22 protein-coding genes are annotated in these 21695 nt (G+C 71.7%); 8 read left to right on the top strand and 14 right to left on the bottom strand.

Going from position 1 to position 21695, the window contains the following annotated elements; translation table 11 throughout:
• From rsgA to JWQ91_RS11535, 4 genes are all read right to left on the bottom strand, one after another.
• A partial coding sequence (gene rsgA / locus JWQ91_RS11550) for a GTPase RsgA (RefSeq protein WP_297783974.1) occupies positions 1-660 on the bottom strand: 660 nt, incomplete at its 3' end.
• Positions 661-1932: a 3-phosphoshikimate 1-carboxyvinyltransferase gene (gene aroA / locus JWQ91_RS11545; protein WP_297783971.1), complete on the bottom strand. Its 1272-nt coding sequence runs from the start codon at positions 1930-1932 to the stop codon at positions 661-663. It abuts the gene before it with no gap.
• A gap of 40 nt (positions 1933-1972) precedes the next feature.
• A complete protein-coding gene (locus JWQ91_RS11540; RefSeq protein WP_297783968.1) occupies positions 1973-2458 on the bottom strand; it encodes a DoxX family protein in 486 nt (161 codons plus the stop codon).
• A gap of 46 nt (positions 2459-2504) precedes the next feature.
• A complete protein-coding gene (locus tag JWQ91_RS11535) occupies positions 2505-4127 on the bottom strand; it encodes a sigma-70 family RNA polymerase sigma factor (protein ID WP_297783965.1) in 1623 nt (540 codons plus the stop codon).
• Positions 4128-4323: 196 nt separating this feature from the next.
• Between JWQ91_RS11535 and JWQ91_RS11530 the strand changes: the two genes are divergently transcribed.
• The 4 genes from JWQ91_RS11530 (at position 4324) to rsrA (ending at position 6762) form a co-directional block, all read left to right on the top strand.
• Complete coding sequence (locus JWQ91_RS11530) at positions 4324-4956, top strand: hypothetical protein (RefSeq protein ID WP_297783962.1); 633 nt, start codon at positions 4324-4326, stop codon at positions 4954-4956.
• Positions 4957-4991: 35 nt separating this feature from the next.
• Positions 4992-5723, top strand: coding sequence for an SOS response-associated peptidase (locus JWQ91_RS11525; RefSeq protein WP_297783960.1), 732 nt, complete (start codon positions 4992-4994; stop codon positions 5721-5723).
• 122 nt (positions 5724-5845) lie between these two features.
• On the top strand, positions 5846-6475 hold the full coding sequence (locus tag JWQ91_RS11520; protein ID WP_297783956.1) for a sigma-70 family RNA polymerase sigma factor: 630 nt from the start codon (positions 5846-5848) through the stop codon (positions 6473-6475).
• Positions 6472-6762 carry a mycothiol system anti-sigma-R factor gene (gene rsrA, locus JWQ91_RS11515; protein ID WP_297783953.1) on the top strand — a complete coding sequence of 97 codons (291 nt, stop codon included), beginning with the start codon at positions 6472-6474 and terminating at the stop codon, positions 6760-6762. The genes JWQ91_RS11520 and rsrA overlap by 4 nt, the downstream gene beginning before the upstream one ends.
• A 168-nt stretch (positions 6763-6930) precedes the next feature.
• Here the strand turns inward: rsrA and JWQ91_RS11510 are convergent, their stop codons facing one another.
• The 6 genes from JWQ91_RS11510 to JWQ91_RS11485 all read right to left on the bottom strand — a co-directional run bounded on the left by JWQ91_RS11510 (position 6931) and on the right by JWQ91_RS11485 (position 14011).
• Positions 6931-7302 carry a hotdog domain-containing protein gene (locus JWQ91_RS11510; protein ID WP_297783950.1) on the bottom strand — a complete coding sequence of 124 codons (372 nt, stop codon included), beginning with the start codon at positions 7300-7302 and terminating at the stop codon, positions 6931-6933.
• Between the two features lie 17 nt (positions 7303-7319).
• On the bottom strand, positions 7320-9080 hold the full coding sequence (locus JWQ91_RS11505; protein WP_297783947.1) for an ABC transporter ATP-binding protein: 1761 nt from the start codon (positions 9078-9080) through the stop codon (positions 7320-7322).
• Positions 9077-10774 carry an ABC transporter ATP-binding protein gene (locus JWQ91_RS11500; RefSeq protein WP_297783944.1) on the bottom strand — a complete coding sequence of 566 codons (1698 nt, stop codon included), beginning with the start codon at positions 10772-10774 and terminating at the stop codon, positions 9077-9079. Before JWQ91_RS11500 ends, JWQ91_RS11505 begins: the two co-directional genes overlap by 4 nt.
• A gap of 109 nt (positions 10775-10883) precedes the next feature.
• Positions 10884-11405, bottom strand: coding sequence for a GNAT family N-acetyltransferase (locus tag JWQ91_RS11495; protein ID WP_297783941.1), 522 nt, complete (start codon positions 11403-11405; stop codon positions 10884-10886).
• A complete protein-coding gene (locus JWQ91_RS11490) occupies positions 11386-13062 on the bottom strand; it encodes an acetolactate synthase (RefSeq protein WP_297783939.1) in 1677 nt (558 codons plus the stop codon). The genes JWQ91_RS11495 and JWQ91_RS11490 overlap by 20 nt, the downstream gene beginning before the upstream one ends.
• Before the next feature lie 31 nt (positions 13063-13093).
• Positions 13094-14011 (bottom strand): DUF2785 domain-containing protein, encoded by a 918-nt coding sequence (locus tag JWQ91_RS11485; protein WP_297783936.1) that lies wholly within the window; start codon positions 14009-14011, stop codon positions 13094-13096.
• A gap of 39 nt (positions 14012-14050) precedes the next feature.
• Between JWQ91_RS11485 and JWQ91_RS11480 the strand changes: the two genes are divergently transcribed.
• Positions 14051-15505: a sensor histidine kinase gene (locus JWQ91_RS11480; RefSeq protein WP_297783933.1), complete on the top strand. Its 1455-nt coding sequence runs from the start codon at positions 14051-14053 to the stop codon at positions 15503-15505.
• 61 nt (positions 15506-15566) lie between these two features.
• Here the strand turns inward: JWQ91_RS11480 and JWQ91_RS11475 are convergent, their stop codons facing one another.
• Entirely contained in the window at positions 15567-15818 is a 252-nt protein-coding gene (locus JWQ91_RS11475) for a WhiB family transcriptional regulator (RefSeq protein WP_082530375.1), read from the bottom strand.
• Between the two features lie 160 nt (positions 15819-15978).
• Here JWQ91_RS11475 and JWQ91_RS11470 point away from each other — a divergent pair, with 160 nt between their 5' ends.
• The 3 genes from JWQ91_RS11470 to JWQ91_RS11460 all read left to right on the top strand — a co-directional run bounded on the left by JWQ91_RS11470 (position 15979) and on the right by JWQ91_RS11460 (position 18705).
• On the top strand, positions 15979-16374 hold the full coding sequence (locus tag JWQ91_RS11470) for a hypothetical protein (protein WP_297783917.1): 396 nt from the start codon (positions 15979-15981) through the stop codon (positions 16372-16374).
• A gap of 134 nt (positions 16375-16508) precedes the next feature.
• Positions 16509-17708: an NADP-dependent malic enzyme gene (locus tag JWQ91_RS11465; protein ID WP_297783914.1), complete on the top strand. Its 1200-nt coding sequence runs from the start codon at positions 16509-16511 to the stop codon at positions 17706-17708.
• A 28-nt stretch (positions 17709-17736) separates the two neighbouring features.
• The gene (locus JWQ91_RS11460; RefSeq protein ID WP_297783911.1) at positions 17737-18705 is read left to right on the top strand and encodes a zinc-binding dehydrogenase; all 969 of its coding nucleotides are present in this window, start codon (positions 17737-17739) and stop codon (positions 18703-18705) included.
• 15 nt (positions 18706-18720) lie between these two features.
• On the opposite strand, the gene JWQ91_RS11455 is transcribed toward JWQ91_RS11460, so the two are convergent.
• The 3 genes from JWQ91_RS11455 to JWQ91_RS11445 all read right to left on the bottom strand — a co-directional run.
• Positions 18721-18894: a hypothetical protein gene (locus tag JWQ91_RS11455; RefSeq protein ID WP_297783908.1), complete on the bottom strand. Its 174-nt coding sequence runs from the start codon at positions 18892-18894 to the stop codon at positions 18721-18723.
• Between the two features lie 46 nt (positions 18895-18940).
• Entirely contained in the window at positions 18941-19117 is a 177-nt protein-coding gene (locus tag JWQ91_RS11450) for a DUF6104 family protein (RefSeq protein ID WP_297783904.1), read from the bottom strand.
• Between the two features lie 4 nt (positions 19118-19121).
• Positions 19122-21695 (bottom strand): multifunctional oxoglutarate decarboxylase/oxoglutarate dehydrogenase thiamine pyrophosphate-binding subunit/dihydrolipoyllysine-residue succinyltransferase subunit (locus JWQ91_RS11445; protein ID WP_297783901.1); only part of this gene is annotated, 2574 nt, incomplete at its 5' end.

Below are 21695 nucleotides of genomic sequence, written 5' to 3'. Positions count from 1 at the left end.
GGCGTCGGGCACGAGCGCGTTCACCAGGGTCGACTTGCCGACGCCGCTGTGGCCCAGCAGGACGCTGGTGCGGCCACTGAGGCGCTCGGTCAGCTCGCTGATGTCGCCGCCGCGCCGGGTCACGACGTGCGGCACGCCGAGGGGCGCGTACGACGTGAGCAGGGCACCGGGGGAGGCCAGGTCGCTCTTGGTCAGGCAGAGCAGCGGCTCCATCCCCGCGTCGTACGCCGCCACCAGCGCGCGGTCGATCAGCCCGACGCGGGGCTCGGGGTCGGCCAGCGCGGTGACGATGACCAGCTGGTCGGCGTTGGAGACGATCACCCGCTCGACCGGGTCGTCGTCGTCGGCGGTGCGCCGCAGCACGGTCCGCCGCTCGTCGACGGTGACGATGCGGGCCAGGCTGCCGTCGTCACCCGTGGTGTCGCCGACGATCCGCACCCGGTCGCCGGTCACGACCCCCTTGCGCCCGATGGCCCGCGACTTCATCGCCGTGATCACCTGGTCGTTCTCCAGCAGCCGGCAGGTGTAGCGGCCCCGGTCGACGGTGACGACCACCCCGAGCACCGCGTCGGCGTACGTCGGGCGGTCCTTGGTGCGGGGGCGGGTGTGGCGGCGGGGCCGTTCGAAGCTCTCGGGGTCGTACTGGTCGTAGCGCGACACTCAGAACAACCCGGCCCAGACCTCGGCGAACCCCGGGAAGGTCTTGGCCGTCGTGGCGACGTTCTCCACCAGCACCCCGTCGACCGCCGACCCGACGATGACCGCGGCGTGGGCCATCCGGTGGTCGGCGTAGGTCTTGAACTCGCCGCCGTGCATCGGCGCCGGCACGATCGTGAGGCCGTCGTGGTGCTCCTGCACGCCGGCGCCCAGCCCCTTCAGCTCGACCGCGAGGGCGGTCAGCCGGTCGGTCTCGTGGCCGCGGATGTGGGCGATGCCGCGCAGGCGCGAGGGCGACGAGGCGACGGCGCAGAGCCCGGCCAGGGCCGGGGCCAGCTCGCCGACGTCGTGCAGGTCGGCGTCGAGGCCCTCGATGCGGCCGGTGCCGCGCAGCGTCAGGCCCTCGTCGTCGAGCGTCACCTCGGCACCCATCGAGGCCAGCAGGTGTCGCAGCTCGTCGCCGGGCTGCGTGGTCGACGCCGGCCAGCCCGGCACCCGGACCCGCCCCCCGCTGGTCATCGCCAGCATCAGGAACGGCGCGGCGTTGGAGAGGTCGGGCTCGATCACGACGTCGGTGGCGCCGATCGGCGACGGCTCGACGGTCCAGGTGTCGGCGGTCGCGTGCACCACGACGCCGTGCTCGCGCAGGCACGCCAGCGTCATCTCGATGTGCGGCAGCGACGGCACCGGGGGGCCGACGTGCTGGACCGTCACGCCCTCGGCGTACGCCGCCCCGGCCAGCAGCAGCGCGGAGACGAACTGGCTCGAGGCGGAGGCGTCGACGTCGACCCTCCCGCCGGAGATGCGTCCCGTGCCCTGCACGGTGAACGGCAGCGAGCTCCGCCCGCCGTCGTCGACCTCGACACCGAGCGAGCGCAGGGTCGCGATCGTCGTGCCCATGGGGCGTACGCGCGCGTGCTCATCCCCGTCGAACGTCACGGGTGCCCTGCCGAACCCGGCCAGGAGCGGCACGAACCGCATCACGGTGCCGGCCAGGCCGCAGTCGACCGTCGCCGGCTCGGTGCCGACCGACTTCGGCGGGGTCACGGTCCAGGTCATGCCGTCGCGCTGGATCGTGGCGCCCAGCGCCGTCAGCGCCGCCGCCATGAGGTTGGTGTCGCGGGACGCCAGCGGACGGGTGATCACGGACGGGCCGTCGCCCAGGGCGGCCAGGATCAGGACGCGGTTGGTCAGCGACTTCGATCCGGGGACCAGCACCTCGCCGACGAACGGCGTGTCACGGTGGGGAGCGAGCCAGGGCAGCGGAGCAGTCATCGCCTGCAGCCTATCGGCCCCGCACGCTTACCGTGCTGCGTCAGCCCCGGAGGTGGTCGATCTGGTCGGCCACCGACGAGGCGGCGTCGGTGACCTTGTCCTTGGCGCGGCGCGCGATGAACTTCTTGTGCGGGTCGGGGTCGAGCGTCGCCATCAGGAGGCCGCCGGTCATCGACAGGTTCTTGAGGAAGTGGATCCGCTGGTTGGCGCGGGCGGCCGGATCCGTCTCGTTCCAGTAGGGGTGCCCGGCGAACGTCGTCGGGGGGACCGTCGCGGCGAGCGTGAAGGCCGCGATGCGGGGCACGTGGCCCGTGGCCAGCGCGAGCCCGGCCGCGAGCTGGACGGCGCCGTTGAGCCGGGCCAGCTGGGCGCCGTCGAGCGGTGAGCTCGGCGCCAGCTTCTTGAGCAGGTCGGCGGCGGGCTGGGCCTTCGCCGCGCGGGGACCGGGCGACTTGAGCGCCTGGGCACCTCCGACGACGAACATCGAGGCGAGCAACGGGCGGGCCACCGTACGCAGAAGGGTCATGCCTCATTCATACCCGACACCTCGCGCGGGGCAAGTCGCACGGGCCTCACAGCACCAGCAGGTAGGGCCTCGCCCGGAACGACGCCGTGTTGTTGCCCGGCGCCGGATCGTCCGCGGCGGTCACCCTGATGGAGCCTGCCGGTGGCAGGAGGGCCCGGGCCTTCGTGACGAATGTCGTGCCCTGCCCCGCGGCCAGGGTCGTGCTGCAGGTCAGGGTCGCGAGGCGCTGGTTGCGGACCGCGCTGCCACAGTCCCACCCGGGGCTGACGACTCCTCGGAACGTGACCGTGCGGGAGAAGGCCATCGTCACCGTCACGACCTGATCGGCAGCGCGGCCCGGGTTGGTCGCGGTGACCGGGATCGAGAACCGGCGCTGGAGCAGCGTGTCGTCGTTCGTGATCGTCACGGCCCCGACGCCGTAGTCGGTCGGGACGATCGGCTCGGGCTCGGGCTCGGGCGTCGGGCTCGGCTCGGGGTCGGCCTCGACCGGCGCCGACGGCTCGGTCGGCTGGGTGGGTTCCGGCGCGACGGTGGGCACCGCCTCGGGCTCCACCGTCGGGGTCGGCTGGGTCGTGTCGGGCGTCGGCGTGGAGATGCTGGGCTCGGCGGAGGTCGCGGGACCCGGTGTCGGCGTCGCCATCGGCACGCGCGGCGCCGACACGGAGGGCTCGTCCCGGGCGGTCGTCCCGAAGTCCGTCGTGACGGCGACGGTCCCCGCGGTGGCGACACCGGTGACGACCGCCGCGGCGACGACCCCCTGCGTCCCGGCACCGGCGACGGCCGAGCCCAGGATCTTGACCGGCTCGAGCACGAGCTTGGCGGCCTGGCCGGCGATGAGCTTGACGCCCAGCGCGGCGCCGGTCGCCGCACCGGCGGACACGACCCCGGCGGTCGCCATCGCGGCGACGTACCCGCCGAACGCCGGACCCAGCAGCGCGGGCCCGAGGACGCCCGACAGGTCGGAGTTGACCTCCGTGAGCTCGAGGAGGAGGCCCGTGCACCGGCTGCAGCCGTCGAGGTGCGCGTCGACGCGGCCGCGGTCGCGCGCGGACAGGCCCTTGCGGACGTACGCCCCGAGCAGCCCGGTCGTCGTCCGGCAGCTCGCGTGCAGCGAGGGGGCGAGGTGTCCCTGGAGGTACGCCTGGCGGAGCCCCTCACGCGCCCGGTAGGCGAGCGCCGAGACGCTGTTGGCGCTCATGCCGAGCAGCGGCGCGATCTGGGCCGGCTTCTGCCCCTCGACGTCGAGGTGCCACAGGACGAGCTGCCACCGCTCCGGCAGGGAGGCGAACGCCGCCGCGGCCGCACCCTGCTCGAACCGCATCTCGGCGGGGTCGACGAACTCGACGGCACGGTCGAGCGCGGACTCGTCGTCGGTCGTCGTGATCCTGCTCCCGGCCCGGATGCGGTCGATGTGGAGCCGGCGGATCGAGGTCAGCAGGTAGGCCCGGAACGACTCGTCGGGACCCTTGCCGGCCTGCAACGCCGTCAGGACGCGGTAGAACGACTCGGCCACGAGGTCGTCGGCATCGGGGCCGCGGACGAGCTGGCGCGCCATGCGCAGCGCGGCGTCGCGGTGGCGGTCGAACAGATCGCCGTACGCCTCGGTGTCGCCCGAGCGGACCGCGAGGATGAGCTCGGCATCGCTCGAGCCTGCTCGTGTGCTGACCATCTCCGGCACGTGTCCTCCCTCCGGTCGAGCTCCAGTCGAATTCCCAGACGAACCAACGACCCGGGGGCGCTCCGGTCACGAGCCGTGGACCGGGCCGAGAAAAGAATTCCCCGAACCCGCGTCATGTCCCGTGGGGTCGCCCGTCTCATACCTGTCCGACCGGGGAAGGAGCACCGTGTTCAGCTCGGGATTGAACGTGGAGCCCCTTGTCGACGCCGTCCGCGGCGGTCGGTCGGACGTCAACGTCGTTGCACACGAGGTGGGAGCGAGTGCAGCGCAGCTGGGTGTCCCGCTCCACGAGGTCCTGGACCACGTGGAGCGGGCCTACGCCCCGGCCGAGCCGCCGTCCGCGGTGACCCGGGCGACCGCGGTCGCCTGGGCCGAGCGGATCCTGGTCGACTCGGCCGACATCGCGTGCGAGGACCCCCTGACGTCGCTGGCCTCGGTGCCGTACGTCCGGTCGAGGCTCGCCGAGATCTATCGCGGCGCCGACCGCGACGGACGCCGCGCCACCGACACGCATGCGTTGGTCGTCGTGGAGCTGTCCCGCGCCGGGCGCGGTCACGGGCTGGAGCAGGCCGTGCGGGCCCTCGACGTGGCCCAGGTCCTGCACACGGTCTTCACGGGCGACGAGACCATCGCCCAGCTCTCCCCGCGCCGGTTCGGGGCCCTGGTCGCCCGGGCCCGGGCCGACGACGTGACGCTCACGCTGCTGGGCCTGCTGCTCGACCGCACGCTCGCGGAGCGGGACCGGGCCCGGCTGTGGGTCGAGCACCTGCCGGGGTCGGCCGACGGCATCGCACCGGTCCTCGCGGCGCTCGGCGAGTAGCCTCCGCTGTCGGTGCCCTGTGGCAGGCTGGTCGCATGTGCGGGCGCTACGCGACGACCCAGACGGCGGCGACACTCAACCGCTCCTTCGAGATCGACCTCGCCGGCTCGTTCGTCGAGCTCGAGGCCGACTACAACATGGCGCCGACCAAGCTCGCCCCGGTCGTGATCGGACGCCGGGACGAGGAGTCCCCGCCCGACCGCCCCGCGCGGCGCGAGCTGCTGACGGCCCGGTGGGGCCTGATCCCGAGCTGGGCCAAGGACCCCTCGATCGGCAGCCGCCTGATCAACGCCCGCTCCGAGACCGCCGCCGACAAACCGTCGTTCAAGAAGGCGTTCGCCCGGCGCCGGGCGCTCGTGCCGGCCGACGGCTACTACGAGTGGTACGCCGGCGCGGCCCGCGAGGGGGAGAAGAAGCCGGCCAAGCAGCCGTTCTACATCACCCCCAAGGACGGCTCGGTCCTCGCGATGGCCGGTCTCTACGAGTTCTGGAAGGACCGGGAGGCCGACGAGTGGGTCGTCAGCTACACGATCCTGACGACGACCGCCGAGGACGACCTCGGCCACATCCACGAACGCATGCCGCTGTTCCTCGAGCCCGATGCGTACGACGCGTGGCTCGACCCGGCGCCGCGCGCCACCGACGAGCTCCTGGGCCTGCTCATCCCGGCCGCCCCGGGCCGCCTCGACGCGGTCCCGGTCTCCACCGCGGTCAACAACGTCCGCAACAACGGACCCGAGCTGATCGTGCCGATCCCCGCGGAATAGCCGGCCCCTCCGGACGGTTGCACCAGCCAGGAGGACACATGCTGACATCAGTCGTACGACCGGGTGACGCGTCGATCACACCGCTCAGCAGGCCACCCATGCCGGGAGTAGGCTGGGACGCAATGACCGTGACCGCTGAGACCCCTGACAGCCCTGACGAGAGGGCGACCGAGACCCCGGAGCAGCAGCAGGCCCGCTTCGAGGCCGACGCCCTGCCGTTCCTCGACCAGCTCTACTCGGCGGCGCTGCGCATGACGCGCAACCCGCACGACGCCGAGGACCTGGTCCAGGAGACCTTCTCGAAGGCGTTCAGTGCCTTCCACCAGTTCAAGCCCGGCACCAACCTCAAGGCTTGGCTCTACCGCATCCTGACCAACACCTACATCAACTCCTACCGCAAGAAGCAGCGCCAGCCGCAGCAGGTCACGGACGAGATCGAGGACTGGCAGATCGCCCGCGCGGAGTCGCACGGCTCGTCGGGCCTGAAGTCCGCCGAGATGGAGGCGCTGGAGCACCTCCCCGACAGCGACGTCAAGAACGCGCTGCAGGCGCTGCCCGACGACTTCCGCTACGCGGTCTACCTCGCCGACGTCGAGGGTTTCCCCTACAAGGAGATCGCCGAGATCATGGACACGCCGATCGGCACGGTCATGTCGCGGCTGCACCGCGGCCGCCGACAGCTGCGGGAGATGCTCGCCGACTACGCCCGCGACCGCGGCATGGCCGGCACGGGAGCAGGTGACAAGAAATGACCGACAACCTCAGCAACGGCAGCCCGTGCTCGGGCCCGGACTGCGAGAAGGCTCTCGAGAACCTCTACCTGTTCCTCGACCAGGAGATGGACACCGCGAGCTGTGCCGAGATCCAGACGCATATCGACGAGTGCACCTCGTGTCTCAGCGAGTACGACCTGGAGCGGGTCGTGAAGTCGCTCGTGTCACGGTCCTGCTCCGAGGTGGCGCCGCAGCCGCTGCGCGAGAAGGTCCTGATGTCGATCCGCACGGTGCAGGTCACGATCACCGAGCAGCGGTCCGGCTGACGCCCGACCCCGACATGAAGAAATCCCCGTCCGGGTGGGCGGGGATTTTTTCATCTGGTGCGTCAGCTCACGCGTTGGGACGCTTTCCGTGGTTGGCGCCCTTCTTGCGACGCGCGCGACGCTTGCGGCCGGTCTTGCCCATGGTGTTCCTCCTCAGAAGACGAGGTATCAGTCTCCCACAGGCCTGATCCGCGACAGGAATCGCTCCCGGTCCACCACGACCCGGCGCACCTCGCCACTGGCGAGCAGCGTGCCGGAGGAGTCCTGCATGCTGACCTGGAAGCGGACCAGCCGACCGTCGGAGTAGACCACGGTCGCGGTCGCGGTGACGACCGCGCCGACGGGGCTGGCGGCCAGGTGCTCGAGCTCGACCCGGGTCCCGACGCTGGTCTGCTGCGCCGTCAGGTCGAGCGCCGCGCAGGTGGCCTCCTCGCACCAGGCGAGGACCCGTGGCGTGGCGAGGACCTCGAGGTCGCCGCTGCCCAGCGCACGAGCCGTGTCGGCGGCCGTGACGGTGTGGGTGACGTTCGCGGTGTCCATGGCGCCCAACGTAGCGGTCAGGCCGACCAGGCGGCCCAGAGCTCGGCGTAGAGGCCGCCGGCGGCGACGAGCTCGTCGTGGCTGCCGTCCTCGACCACGCTGCCCCCGTGCATCACGAGGACCCGGTCCGCGGCTCGGGACTGGGTCAGGCGATGTGCCACGACGATCGCGCTGCGTCCGGCCGTGACCGCCAGGGCCGCCTGCTCGAGGTCGCGAGCGCCCGACGAGCCCGCTTCTGCCGTCGCCTCGTCGAGCACCACGACCGCCGGGTCGAGGAGCACCACCCTGGCCAGGGCGACCTGTTGCGACTGCGAGGGCGTGAGCCGGGTGCCCAGGTCACCCACGCGGGTGTCGAGTCCGTGCGGGAGGGCGCGCACCCAGGGGACCGACCCCGTGACCGCCAACGCGGCCCACAAGTCGTCGTCGTCGGCAGCGCCGTCGGCGAGCAGCAGGTTGTCGCGCACCGTCCCGGCGAACACGTGCACCTCCTGCGACACCAGGGCGACGTGCCGCCGGACGACCGACTCGTGCGCCGTGGTGAGATCGAGCCCGCCGAGGCGCACCGTGCCCGAGCTGGGGACGATCGTGCCAGCGGCGATGCCGCCCAACGTGGTCTTGCCGGCGCCCGTGGCGCCGACGATCGCGACCCGCTCGCCGGGGGCGAGCACGAGATCCACCCCCGTCAGCACCTCATGTCCGGGCTCGTACGCGTGGTGCACGCCGTGGAGGCGCAGCGCGGCGCCGGGGCCGGGCTGCCGGGCGTCCTGTCGCTGGGCGGGGATCAGCGCCACTCCGGCGAGACGCGCGAGGGCGGCGCCGCTGGACTGCACGGAGTCGAAGACGAACAGCAACGCACCGATGGGGTTGAACAGGCGGTGAAACAACAGCGCAGCGGTGGTGGCCTCGCCGACCGAGCCGATCCCCGAGCGCACGACGAGGAATCCGGCCGTCAGCACGAGCATCAGCCCGACGAGCTCGGAGCTGTTCATGCGGGACCCGAACCGGGTGTAGAGCCGGAACACCGACACCGCGATCTCGACGGCATGGCGCGACGTCCGGTCGATCTCGCGGAGGGCGTCCCCCTGGCGACCGAACGCTCGCAGGGTCGGTGCCCCGAGGACCCCCGTCACGAGCGCTCCCGCGCGGGCACCTTCGGCGGTGCGCTCCCGGCGGTAGAAGGGAGCCGACCGAGGGAGGTACCAGCGCAGCGCCCAGACGTAGCAGGGCGCGGCACCGAGACCGGCGACGCCGAGCCGCCAGTCGAGGGCGAACAGGCCGCCGGCGGTGAACAGGATCGCCGAGGCCGAGCCGATCAGCAGCGGGATCGCCTCGTCGAGCGATGTGGTCAACGCTCGGACGTCGTCCCCGACCCGACTCACCACGTCCCCGACGCCGGCCGCCTCGATGCGCTCGGTCTCGAGGTGGAGGGCGCGGTCGAGGACATCCTCACGCAGGACCGCGAGCGCGGGAGCCACGGAGTGCGCCAGGGCGGCGGACGACAGGGCGGTGAGCGCTCCGCCGGCCAGCGCCGCCACGACCATGACCAGTACGGCCTTCCGCACCTCCCCAGCGCCAGCCCCGTCACGCACCGCGTCCACGACGTGACCGATCATCCACACCGGCACGACGCCGGCCAGGCCGGAGGCCAGGAAGGAGGCGACGGTCAGCGCGAGACTGCTGCGGCGGGCGGCGACCAGCCGCCACGCCAGCGCCGTCGTCGCCCGTGCCGAGGCGATCGGCAACAGCTGGTCCGCCGCACCGGACGACGTCGACGTCATCGCAGCACCGCCGCACGATAGGCGGGGTCCGCGGTGAGCTCCGCGTGGGTGCCGGACCGCAGCACCCGACCCTCGTGGATGACCAGGACGCGGTCGGCGCGCTGGAGGAGGGCGGGACTCGAGGTGATGAGGATCGTCGACCCGTGGGTCGCGCGCAGGGCGTGCAGCTGGTTCGCGATTGCGTGCTCCGTCACCGCGTCGACGGCGCTGGTCGGGTCCTGGAGCACCAGCACCGGGGTGCGGGCGGCGAGGGCGCGGGCGAGGGCGATCCGCTGACGCTGGCCCCCCGACAGGCTCGAGCCGCCGGCCCGCACCGGCCGGTCCAGCCCGTCCGGATGCAGGGCCGCGACGTCGTCGGCGGCCGATGCTCCCAGCACGGCGGCCAGGTCGTCCGCGGCGAGCCGACCGTCCGGGTCGACCGCCGACCGCAGCGTCCCCTCGAAGATCTCGGTGTGGTGCGCGTTGACGAGCAGGTGGGCGCGGCGGGACGTGATCGACAGCTCGTGGAGGGCGACGTCGCCGATGCGGACGTGACCCCGGTCGGGGAGGCGGGTGCCGGCCAGCAGGTCCACCACGGCATCGGACGAGGCCGGGTCGTCGATGACGAGGGCCAGCATCTCCCCGTCGCGGGTCTCGAGCGAGACATCCTCGAGGGGACCGCTGGAGATCCGGTCGAAGGACACCTGGGGACGCGAGCCGCTCGGCGAGGCGTCACCGTCGGACAGCAGGGACGGCGTCGCCAGGAAGGCGGCGATGCGGGCGGCGGAGGCGCGGGAGGCAGCGAACTGGGCACTCAGCTCGCCGAGACCCGTGATCGGCTCGGCGAGGAACTGCGTGAGCCCCACCAGGGCGATGAGCTGACCGACCGTGAGGTCGCCGTCGAGCGCGCGCAGACCGGCGACCGCCGTGACCGCCGCGAGCAGCAGGCCGCTGAGGCCCGTCGTCAGCCCGGTCAGGTAGCCCCACGAGCGGGCGACGGCGATCGTGTCGTCACGAGCCTGCCGGCTCGCGACCCGGTAGCGCCCCAGTGCGACGTCCTCGCCGCCGATGCCCTTCAACGGCCGCAGTCCCTGCACGAGGTCGCCGGCCAGACCGCTGGCCGAGGCGGTGCTCTGCTGCTGCCGGCCGCTCCGGTGGGCGACGAGAGGGGTGACCGCCTGGATCAGCAGCACGACCGCCGGGACCCCGACGAGGATCAGCAGGCCCAGGCCGAGGTCGACCTGCAGCACGTAGCCGGCGACGACCAGCATGCTGATCAGCGCGGCCAACGCGAAGCCGAGCTGGTGCAGCACGGCCGACACCATCTCGGCGTCCGACGTGGCCAACGACAGGGTCTCGCCCGGCAAGGTCGTGGTGCGCGCGCCGCGGGGGTGGAGCACGTGCTCGGCGATCTCGGTGCGGAGCAGGTGCGCCTCCTCCTGCAGGCTGCGGATGACCAGCCGGGCCCCGTAGCGGTAGGAGTTGCTCAGGACCGCGAACACGGCCGCGAGCAGGAGCAGGGACAGGGCGAACGCCTCGGTGTCGCCGGTGGCGACGCCGCGATCGATGATGACGCCGATCACGACCGGGACGAGCGTCTCGCACAGCTGCCACAGCGCGATGAGGGGGAAGCCCAGGCACAGCCGTCGGCGGTGGCGCGACAACGAGCGTCCGAGGAGCCGCGTCCCGGTCCTCGGGTGCGCGCGGTCAGGCATGCCTGACCGGGACGACCGTGGGCACCCGGCCGCTGGTGAGCTCACCAAGTTAGGTTAGCCTCACCAGCGGTTCGTCACGTCACCGGCTCCCGAGCCCCGGATCCCGCGCTCACAGCGCCAGGGAGAACGCCCACAGGTGCACCGCCGGCACGGGGTCCCAGTCCAGCTCGGGTCGCCGGACGAAGCCCAGCGACGCGTACAACCGGTGCGCTGGGCGCAGCTCGTCGCGCGAGCTCAGCACGATCTCGTCGAGTCCCGCGGCCCGCGCACGGCGCAGGCACTCCGCGACGAGGGCCCGCGCGACCCCCCGCCGCCGGGCGGTCGGTGCGACCGACAACGTGCGGATCTCGCCCTGGTGCGGGTCGCGGGCCAGCTGGGCGGACGAGGAGCCGTACGGGCACCACGTGACGGTGCCGACCAGCTCGTCGCCGAGCGTCGCCACGAGCAGCACGGCGTCCTCGGCCCGGGCCGCCGCGTCGACGAGCCACGCGGCGTACTCGTGGTCGTACGAGCCGTCGGGCAGGCGCAGGTAGTCGTCGGCGTCGTAGCCGGCCACGGTCAGCGCACCGACCGCGGCGAGCTCGTCCTCCCGCGCGACCCGGACGTCGACGTCAGATGCCGGTCGTGGCACGCGGGTAGGCCGCGTCGACGTCGGTCATGACGTTGACGAGGTAGGGGACGCCCGAGGCGAATGCGCGGTCGATCGCGGGCCCGATCTGCTTCGGGTCGGTGACCATCTCGCCGCCACCGCCCAGCGCCGTCACGACCTGGTCGTAGCGCGTCTGCGGGGCGAGGTCGGCCGCGACGTCGTAGCCGTAGAGCCACTGCATGGGCCCCTTCTCCAGGCCCCACGCCGAGTTGTTGCCGACGATCATGACGATCGGCAGGTTGTGCCGGACGAGGGTGTCGACGTCCATCAGCGACATGCCGGCGGCGCCGTCGCCGTAGAGCAGGACGACCTGGCTGGACGGGCGCGCGATGCGGGCCGCCATCGCCGCACCCATGCCGGCGCCGAGGCAGCCGTACGGACCCGGGTCGAGCCAGCCGCCGGGCCGCTTCGGCTCGACGAACTTGCCCGCGAACGACACGAAGTCGCCGCCGTCGCCGATCACGACGGCGTCGTCGGCCAGGCGGGGGAGCAGCTCACCGTAGATGCGGGCGGGGTGGATCGGGTCGGCCTCGGCGCTCAGCAGGACCGAGTCCCGCTCGGTGGCCGCGGCGACCTCGGTCTGCAGCGTCGACAGCCACGGGGACCAGTCGGGACGGCTGCCGTGCTGGGACTGCAGGGAGGACAGCAGCCCGGTGAAGACCGACGTCAGGTCGCCGCTCGCGGACGCGGCGAGGTCGGCGTGCGCCGAGACCTGGCCGGGGGAGTCGGCGAGGTGGACGGTCCGGGCGGGGGTCGCGCCGTCCTTGCCGCCGAAGACGCCGTAGCCGAGCCGGAAGTCCAGGGGCGTGCCGACGACGATCACGAGATCGGCCTGGTTGAACGCCGTGGAGCGGGCCTTCGTGACGAGCTGGGGGTGGCCCCCCGGGATGATGCCGCGGCCCATGCCGTTGGCGATCACGGGGATCCCGGTCTCCTGCACGAGGTGGAGCGCGGCCTGCTCGGCCCGGTCGGCCCAGACGTCGGTGCCGAGCACCAGGACGGGGCGGGCCGAGTCGCGCAGGAGCCCGGCGATCGTGGCGAGCGCGCCGGCGTCGGGCTCGATCGGCGCCGGCGAGCCGCCGGCCGACGAGATCGTCGTGGTCGTGCTGTTGAAGAACTCGTCCATCGGGACGTCGACGAACGTGGGCCCGCGGTGCGAGGACCCGGCCAGCGAGAAGGCGGTGTCGAGCGTCGGCGCGATCTCGTCGACGGTGCGCGCCGTCACCGCGGACTTCGAGATCGACTCGAAGATCGGCGGGTGGTCGATCTCCTGGAGGCTGCCGGTGCCCCAGCGGTTGTTGGGCGCGCGGCCGCCGATCACGACCAGCGGGGAGCCCGCGAAGCTCGCCTGCGCGACGGGGCTGACCCCGTTGGTCACGCCCGGGCCGGCGGTCAGGACCGCGAGTCCCGGTGTGCGGGTCAGCTTGCCGATCGCCTCGGCGGCGAACACCGCGGTCGGCTCGTGGCGCACGTCGATGATGGGCATCTTCGGCTCGGTCGTGACCGCCGCGTCGTACATCGGGACCACGTGGGCGCCGGAGAGGGTGAACATCGTCTCGACCCCGTGCGCGCGGGCCACGTCGAGTGCGTGGATGCCGCCGTGGGACGCGATGATCTCGGTCTGGGACTCAGTCGTCATGTGACGCAGGTTACGTGACGGGAGGGGCACCTCAGGCGAGAGGTCGGGCTCGGCTGGTGGGCCGGTACAGCCACGGCTGCTCGGCCCGGATCTGGTCCAGGACCGCGAGCAGCAGGTCAGCCCGGTGCGCCGGCTGCTCCGCGAACAGCGCCGCGTCGGCCCGCAGGTCGTCCCGGCCCTGCACGCCCAGCGCGAGCTGCAGGTGCAGCGCCCGCAGGAACGACGACGTGTTGCGCACGGCGGGCGCGGGCCACTCGGCCTCGAGGTGCCCGCGGGTGCGCGGCGGCTTGATGCCCTCGCCGAGGCGGGCGAGCCACGGCTCGACGATGCTGGGGTCCAGCTCGTTGCGGTGCAGCAGCGTCATGACGGCGTACGCGAGGCGGTCCTCCTCACCGTGCCGCCAGATGTAGGCCGTGGGGGTCAGGACCCGGTCGGCGATGACGTCGAGGAGCACCGTCAGCTCGAGCCGGCCGAAGTGGCGGGACCGGGCGAGCGCGGCCAGCAGGTCGGCGCCGTGCGCGATCGAGTTGGCCCAGCCCTGCTCCGGGATCCAGCCCCGGTGGTCCTGCTCGCGGACGTACCAGGCCGTGGCCCGGTCGCCCCAGTCGAGCACGGACGCCGCGGACATCAGGTGCTCGTTGTTGTCGCGGCCGATGATCTCGGCCAGCATCAGCGCGCTGTAGGAGCGCCGCATGACCGACACGTCGCCGTCGTGCCCCAGCCCGTAGCGCAGCCCCGGCGCGATCCCGTCGCCCAGCCCGGCGAGGAGCGTGTCGTAGACGCCGCGGGTGATCCACGTCGTCAGCAGGGGATAGGCCAGGTCCTCGCGGGTGCGGGGATTGGGGTGTCCCAGCATCTCGACCAGCTCGACCGTGCACTCGTCCAGGCCCCGGTCGGCTGGGACGTCCATCCCGTTCTGCATGACCGCTTGCCAGTACGCCTCAGACATCCCTCCATCGTGTCACGGTGTGAGCACTACGCTGACTGCGTGCCCTCGCTGGACGACATCGCCCGATTCCAGACCTCGCTGTCCGCCGACGATGTCGCCTGGCTGCACGCCCTGGTCGCGGACTGGCAGATCATCGCGGACCTGTCGTTCTCCGACCTGGTGCTGTGGGTCCCGGACGCCGAGGCCAAGGGCATGTGGGCCGGCGCCCAGATCCGCCCGACGACGGGTCCGACGACGCTGTTCGAGGACGTCGCGGGGACGTTCGTGCCGACGGGACGCACGGACCGGCTCGAGATCGCCCTGGCGACGGGTGAGCCCGTGGCCGAGCACCTCGAGGAGCAGCGCGACGGCACCCGGGTCCGGGTCGAGGTGATCCCGGTCAACCGCGACCGCCGGACGATCGCGGTCGTCGCGCGGCGCAGCGCCGAGAGCGTCGTGCGCACGACGAGCACGCTGGAGAACGCCTACTTCGACGCCGCCGCGGAGCTCGCCGGCATGATCCGGCGGGGCGAGTTCCCCGTGCCGGGCACCCGGACGGACCTGTCCGACTCGTTGCGCGTGGGTGACGGGTTCATCCGGACCGACCCGGCGGGCTCGGTCCGCTACGCCAGCCCCAACGCGATGTCGGCCTACCGCCGGCTGGGCCTGACCGGTGACCTGGTCGGGACGCACCTCGGCGACGTCACGACGCGGCTGGTCGACCGCCGGGCCACCGATCGGGGCCCCAGGGCGCTGATCGGCAGCTCCGAGAGCGTCGAGGCCGAGCTGGAGAACTCGCTGGCCTCCCTGCTCCTACGGGTCATCCCGCTGCGGTCGAGCGGCCGACGCAGCGGCTCGCTGATCCTGCTGCGTGACGTCACCGAGCTGCGGCTGCGCGAGCGGGAGCTCGTGTCGAAGGAGGCGACGATCCGCGAGATCCACCACCGGGTCAAGAACAACCTGCAGACCGTCGCGGCCCTGCTGCGCCTCCAGGGCCGCCGGATGGAGCTGCCCGAGGCGAGGGCCGCCCTGGAGGAGGCCGTCCGCCGGGTCGGCTCGATCGCGCTGGTGCACGAGACGCTGAGCCAGTCGTTCACGGACTTCGTGGAGTTCGACGAGATCGCCGACCGGCTGCTCCACACGGTGCTCGACGTCTCGAACGGCGAGGGCGCCGCCAACCGCATCACGGCGGAGCGGTTCGGCTCGTTCGGGCTCCTGCCCGGGGAGGTCGCGACCCCACTCGCGATGGTGCTGACCGAGCTGATCCAGAACGCGGCCCAGCACGCGTACGGCGACCGGGGCGGGACGCTGACGCTCGCGGTCAACCGCATCCGGGACAAGGTGCGACTCCGGGTCAGCGACGACGGCACCGGTCTGCCGGCGGACTTCGACCGGACGGGCAGCCTGGGCCTGTCGATCGTCACGACGCTGCTCGAGGGGGAGCTCGGTGGCACCCTCGCCTTCGAGGAGCGGGTCGGCGGCGGCACGACCGTGGCCATCTCGTTCACGGTCTGAGCCCGGATACAAAGAACCCCGCGGCCAGGAGGCCACGGGGTTCACCGATACGTGCGTACGTTCAGGCAGTACGAATACGTGCCCGAGCATTGCGGCGCTTCAGCGTACGACGTTCGTCTTCGCTCAAGCCTCCCCACACACCATGATCCTGTCCGGACTCGAGCGCCCATTGCAGGCACTGCTCCCGGACATCACAGCGGCGGCATACGACCTTGGCCTCTTCGATCTGCAAGATGGCAGGACCCGTGTTGCCGATGGGGAAGAAGAGCTCAGGATCCTCATCGAGGCATGCCGATTTGTGGCGCCAATCCATGGGGACACTCCTTCCCGTTCGGTTTTGCGTTCCCACGGAGGCAGGCCTGTTTGACCCGATCCGTGGCTTGGTTCCATGTTTTCAACATTCCCAGCCGTTGACAAGGGCTGACGCGCAACGCGAATTGTCGCATCGGTCACATGGTGCCTACGCTGACGCCGTGACGAGTCCACAAAGGCCCTCCGGTACCGCCCGAAAGCTCCTCCTGGGGGCCGCCGGCGTCGTCCTGGTCGAGGCGCTCGTGTTCCTCGCCCTGGCCGTCGCGGAGCTGCTGGACCTGACGTCGTCGCGGGCCGGGCTCGGGCTCGGGACCGCGGTGTTCCTCGCCGTGATCGGCGCGGGCCTGCTGTGGGCGGCGTGGCGGGTCACACGGGGAGACGCGTGGGCCAGGAGCCCGCTGGTCTTCGCGCAGCTGATCCAGCTCGGCCTGGCGTGGAACTTCCGTGGGGACCCGCCCTGGCTGACGCCGGCGATCGCCCTCCCCGCAGTGGCCGTGCTCGCGGCCCTGCTGGCTCCGCCGGTGACCCGGGCGCTGAGCGACGACAACGGCGTGTGAGACACTGGCGGCCGGGCACAACCCGTGCGAACCCGCTCCGGCGGGAGGCAATCTTGCGGCCACTCGCGCCGCACCGGCGACCTGATCGGTCCCGATGACCACCGACGGATCACGTCTCCGAGGATTCCCCACCCATGGTTGCGACAGACATCGACTTGCACACCGACAGCACCGACCCCGAGGATCCCGTCTTCGCCCTGCACCGCGGTGGCAAGATGGAAATCGCGGCGACGGTACCGCTGCGGGACGCCGCTGATCTCGCGATGTCCTACACGCCCGGGGTCGCGCGGGTGTGCGAGGCGATCGCCGCCGATCCCGAGGCCGTCCACGACTACACGTGGGTCTCCAACACTGTCGCGGTCGTCACCGACGGCACCGCGGTGCTGGGCCTGGGCGACATCGGTCCCTCCGCGGCGATGCCGGTCATGGAGGGCAAGGCCGTCCTGTTCAAGCAGTTCGGCGGGGTCGACGCGATCCCGGTCGCGCTCGCGACGACCGACGTCGACGAGATCGTGGAGACGATCGTGCGCCTCGCGCCGACGTTCGGCGGCATCAACCTCGAGGACATCTCGAGCCCGCGGTGCTTCGAGATCGAGCGGCAGCTGATCGAGCGCCTCGACATCCCCGTCTTCCACGACGACCAGCACGGCACGGCCGTCGTGACCCTCGCGGCCCTGATCAACGCCGCCCGCCTGACCGACCGGTTCATCGAGGACCTCAAGGTCGTCATCTCCGGGGCCGGAGCCGCGGGTGTCGCGATCACGAAGATCCTGCAGGGCGCCGGCGTGCACAAGATCGCCGTCGTCGACCGCGCCGGCGTGATCCACCCGGGCCGCGCCGACCTCAACGAGGTCAAGGGGTGGCTCGCCGAGCAGACCGGCCACTGGGCCAAGCCGGGATCGATCTCGGACGCGCTCGACGACGCCGACGTCTTCATCGGCGTCTCGGGCGGCACGGTCCCCGAGGAGGCCGTGGCCAAGATGGCGCCCGACTCGATCATCTTCGCGATGGCCAACCCGCATCCCGAGGTCCACCCCGACGTCGCCAACCGCCACGCGCGGATCGTGGCGACGGGCCGCTCGGACTTCCCCAACCAGATCAACAACGTCCTGGTGTTCCCGGGGATCTTCCGCGGCGCGCTCGACGTCCGGGCGACCCGCATCTCCGAGGGCATGAAGATCGCCGCCGCCCACGCGATCGCGGACCTCGTCGGCGACGACCTCTCCGAGACGTACGTCATCCCCTCACCGTTCGACCCCCGCGTCGCCACCGCCGTGGCCCGGGCGGTGACCGACACGGCACGCCGTGAGGGTCTCGCCCGCCGACCGTACTGACCTGCTGGACCCACCTCGAGGAGCTCGTATGTTCGCCGTCTACGCCGGCCAGATCAACCCGAACGACCCGTTGGCCGGATTGGTCGTCGGAGAGCGTCCTGAGCCCGAGGTCCCGGACGGCTGGACGACCGTCACGGTGAAGGCTGCCTCGATCAATCACCATGACGTGTGGAGCCTGCGCGGCGTCGGCCTGGGCGAGAAGTCCCTGCCGATGATCCTCGGCTGCGACGCCGCCGGGATCGACGAGGACGGCAACGAGGTCGTGGTGCACGCCGTCATCAGTGACCCGTCGTGGCGCGGCGACGAGACCCTCGACCCGCGGCGGTCGCTGCTGTCGGAGCGCCACCAGGGCACCTTCGCGGAGAAGGTCGCGGTCCCGAGCCGCAACGTCGTCGCCAAGCCCGCCGGGCTGTCGTTCGCCGAAGCGGCGTGCCTGCCGACGGCGTGGCTGACGGCGTACCGCATGCTGTTCACCCAGTCGGGCCTCAAGCAGGGCGACACGGTGCTGATCCAGGGCGCCGGCGGAGGGGTCGCGACGGCCGCCATCACGTTGGCGCGCGCCGCCGGGTTCCGCGTCTACGCGACGAGCCGGGACGAGGACAAGCGCGCCCGCGCCGTCGAGATCGGCGCGCACGAGGCGTTCGAGTCCGGGGCGCGGCTGCCGGCCAAGGTCGACGCCGTCATCGAGACGGTCGGCGCCGCCACGTGGTCGCACTCGGTCAAGTCGATGCGTCCCGGCGGCACGATCGTCATCGCGGGTGCCACGTCCGGCGACGCGCCCAGCCACGCCGAGCTGACCCGGATCTTCTTCCAGCAGATGCGCGTCCACGGCTCCACGATGGGCACCCGCGACGAGCTGCACGCGCTGGCTCAGTTCATGGACGTCACCGGCACCCGGCCGCTGATCGACCGGGAGATCCCGATGGCCGACGCGGCCGCGGGCCTGGAGTCGGTCATCGACGGCAGCGTCTTCGGCAAGATCGTCCTGACGCTGTAGCGAGCCGGCAGTGGTTCAGCCGGTGACGCGGCTGTCCGGCACGGTGTTGGCCATCGCCATGATCATGTCGGCGGGGTAGGAGCGTCCCTCGTGGGCCGACGCGAGGTGTGCCGTCACGGCATCGACGAACGCGGGCTGCTCCAGCGCGGTGATGTTCTCGCCGCACGGACACATGAGCTCCAGGGCCATGATCTGCTCCTCAGGTCGGGATGGGTCGGATGCCACCGACAGAAGGCTACTCGTCCTCGTCGTCGAGGCGCGCCAGCCATGTCGCCAGCCGTTCGACCGGGATCTCGAAGTCCGGGTTCAGGTCGACGAACGTGCTGAGCTGCTCCGCGAGCCAGGCGAAGGTGACCTCTTCGTCACCCCGCCTGGTCTGCAGCTCCTCGATGCCGCGATCGGTGAAGTACATCCGATCAGCTGAAGGCCTGCTGCATCAGCGTGGCCTGCTCCTCGACGTGCCGGTTGTGCGAACCGACCGACGGTGCGGACGACTCCGGGCGGGAGACCCGCAGCAGCGGGAGCCCACCGAACTCGCCGCTGAGGTGCAGCCCCATGTGCGGCCACGGACCCTGGTTGGCCGGCTCGTCCTGCACCCAGCGCACCTCGCGGGCGTGGGGGAAGCGGGCGATCTCGGCGTTGAGCTCGTCCACCGGGCGGGGGTAGAGCTGCTCGACCCGCACGATCGCGGTGCGGGACTGGCCCGACTCGCGCTTCTCGCGCTCGGCCATCAGGTCCCACGTGATCCGGCCCGAGCAGAGCAGCACGCGCTCGACGGCGGCCGGGTCGACGGTGTCATCGGTGATGACCGGACGGAACGAGCCCGTCGTGAAGTCGTCGGGCTGGGACGCCGCGGCCTTGCTGCGCAGCATCGACTTCGGGGTGAAGACGATGAGCGGGCGGTGGTTGCTCTCGAGGTTCTGACGGCGCAGCAGGTGGAAGTACGACGCGGGCGACGAGGGCTGGGCGACCGTCATCGCGTCATCGGCGCACAGGGTCAGGAAGCGCTCGATGCGGGCCGACGAGTGGTCGGGTCCCTGACCCTCGTAGCCGTGGGGGAGGAGCAGGACGACGCCCGACTTCTGTCCCCACTTGGTCTCACCGGCCGAGATGTACTCGTCGATGACGGACTGCGCGCCGTTGACGAAGTCACCGAACTGCGCCTCCCACACCGTGAGCGCCTCGGGCCGTGCGACGGAGTAGCCGTACTCGAAGCCGAGGGTGGCGTACTCGCTCAGCAGCGAGTCGTAGATGTAGAACGTGGCCTGCTCGTCGCCGACGTGCGACAGCGGCGTCCACTCGTCCGCGTTGTTGCGGTCGATGATCGTCGCGAAGCGGGAGGAGAACGTGCCGCGGCGCGAGTCCTGGCCCGCCAGGCGTACGGGACGCCCGTCGAGCAGCAGCGAGCCGAGCGCGAGGATCTCGCCCGTGCCCCAGTCGATCGGACCGGCCGAGATGGACTGCGCGCGACGCTGGAGCTGCGGCAGCACCTTGGGGTGGACCGTGAAGCCCTCGGGGACGTTGGTGTACGAGTCCGCGATCGCCTTCATGGTCTCGGGCGTGATCGCGGTCGTCAGCCTGCCCTCGTGCTCGGGCTTCTCCGGGTAGTCCGGCGTGCGCATGTAGTCGAGGTCGGTCGTGTTGGCCTCCTTGACCTCGGCGAAGTTGCGCTCGAGCTGGGCCTGGTAGTCGCTCAGGGCGGCCTCGGCCTCCTCCAGCGTGATGTCGCCACGTCCGACCAGGGCCTCGGTGTAGAGCTTGCGCACCGACTTCTTGGCGTTGATCGTGTCGTACATCAGCGGCTGGGTGAAGCTCGGGTCGTCGCCCTCGTTGTGGCCGCGACGGCGGTAGCAGACCAGGTCGATGACGATGTCCTTGTGGAACGTGCGGCGGTACTCGTACGCCAGCTGCGCCACACGGATGCACGCCTCGGGATCGTCGCCGTTGACGTGGAACACCGGTGCCTGGATCATCCGGGCGACGTCGGTGCAGTACGTCGAGGAGCGCGACGAGGCCGGCGAGGTCGTGAAGCCGACCTGGTTGTTGACGATCAGGTGGATCGTGCCGCCGGTGCGGTAGCCGCGCAGCTGGGACAGGTTGAGCGTCTCGGCGACGACGCCCTGGCCGGCGAAGGCCGCGTCACCGTGGACGAGGACCGGCAGGACCGGGAACTCCTCGCCGCGGTTGAGACGGTCCTGCTTGGCGCGGGTGATGCCCTCGAGCACGGGGTCGACGACCTCGAGGTGCGAGGGGTTGGCCGCGATCGAGACCTTGACGGTGTCGCCGTTGCCGGAGGTGAACTCACCCTCGACGCCGAGGTGGTACTTGACGTCGCCCGAGCCCTGGACCGTCCGCGGGTCGATGTTGCCCTCGAACTCACGGAACACCTGGCTGGGACGCTTGCCGGCGATGTTGACCAGCGCGTTGAGGCGGCCACGGTGGGCCATGCCGATGCAGACCTCTTCGAGCTTGTCGGCCGCGGCGGCCTCGCAGATCTCGTCGAGGAACGGGATCGTGGTCTCGCCGCCCTCGAGGCTGAACCGCTTCTGGCCGACGAACTTGGTCTGCAGGAACGTCTCGAAGGCCTCGGCCTGGTTGAGCTTCTGCAGGATCCGCAGCTGCTCCTCGCGGGGCGGCTTGGTGTGCGGGCGCTCGATGCGGTCCTGGAACCACTCGCGCTCGTCCGGCTCCTGGATGTGCATGTACTCGATGCCGATCGTGCGGGCGTACGAGTCGCGCAGGATCCCGAGGATCTCGCGCAGCTTCATGAAGCGCTTCTCGCTCTTGAACGACCCGGTCGCGAACTCGCGGTCCAGGTCCCACAGCGTCAGGCCGTGCGAGGCGGTGTCGAGGTCGGAGTGGCTGCGCGGCTTGTTGTCGAGCGGGTTGGTGTCGGCCATCAGGTGACCCCGCACGCGGAACGCGTGGATCAGCTCGAGCACGCGGGCCTGCTTGTGGACCTCGTCGTCGTGGCTGACCGCGATGTCCTG

The sequence above is a fragment of the Aeromicrobium sp. genome, assembly GCF_025965075.1.
GTDB lineage: Bacteria > Actinomycetota > Actinomycetes > Propionibacteriales > Nocardioidaceae > Aeromicrobium.
The sequence above is the reverse complement of the archived record's forward strand: the minus strand, read 5'-3'. Positions and strand labels throughout refer to the sequence as shown.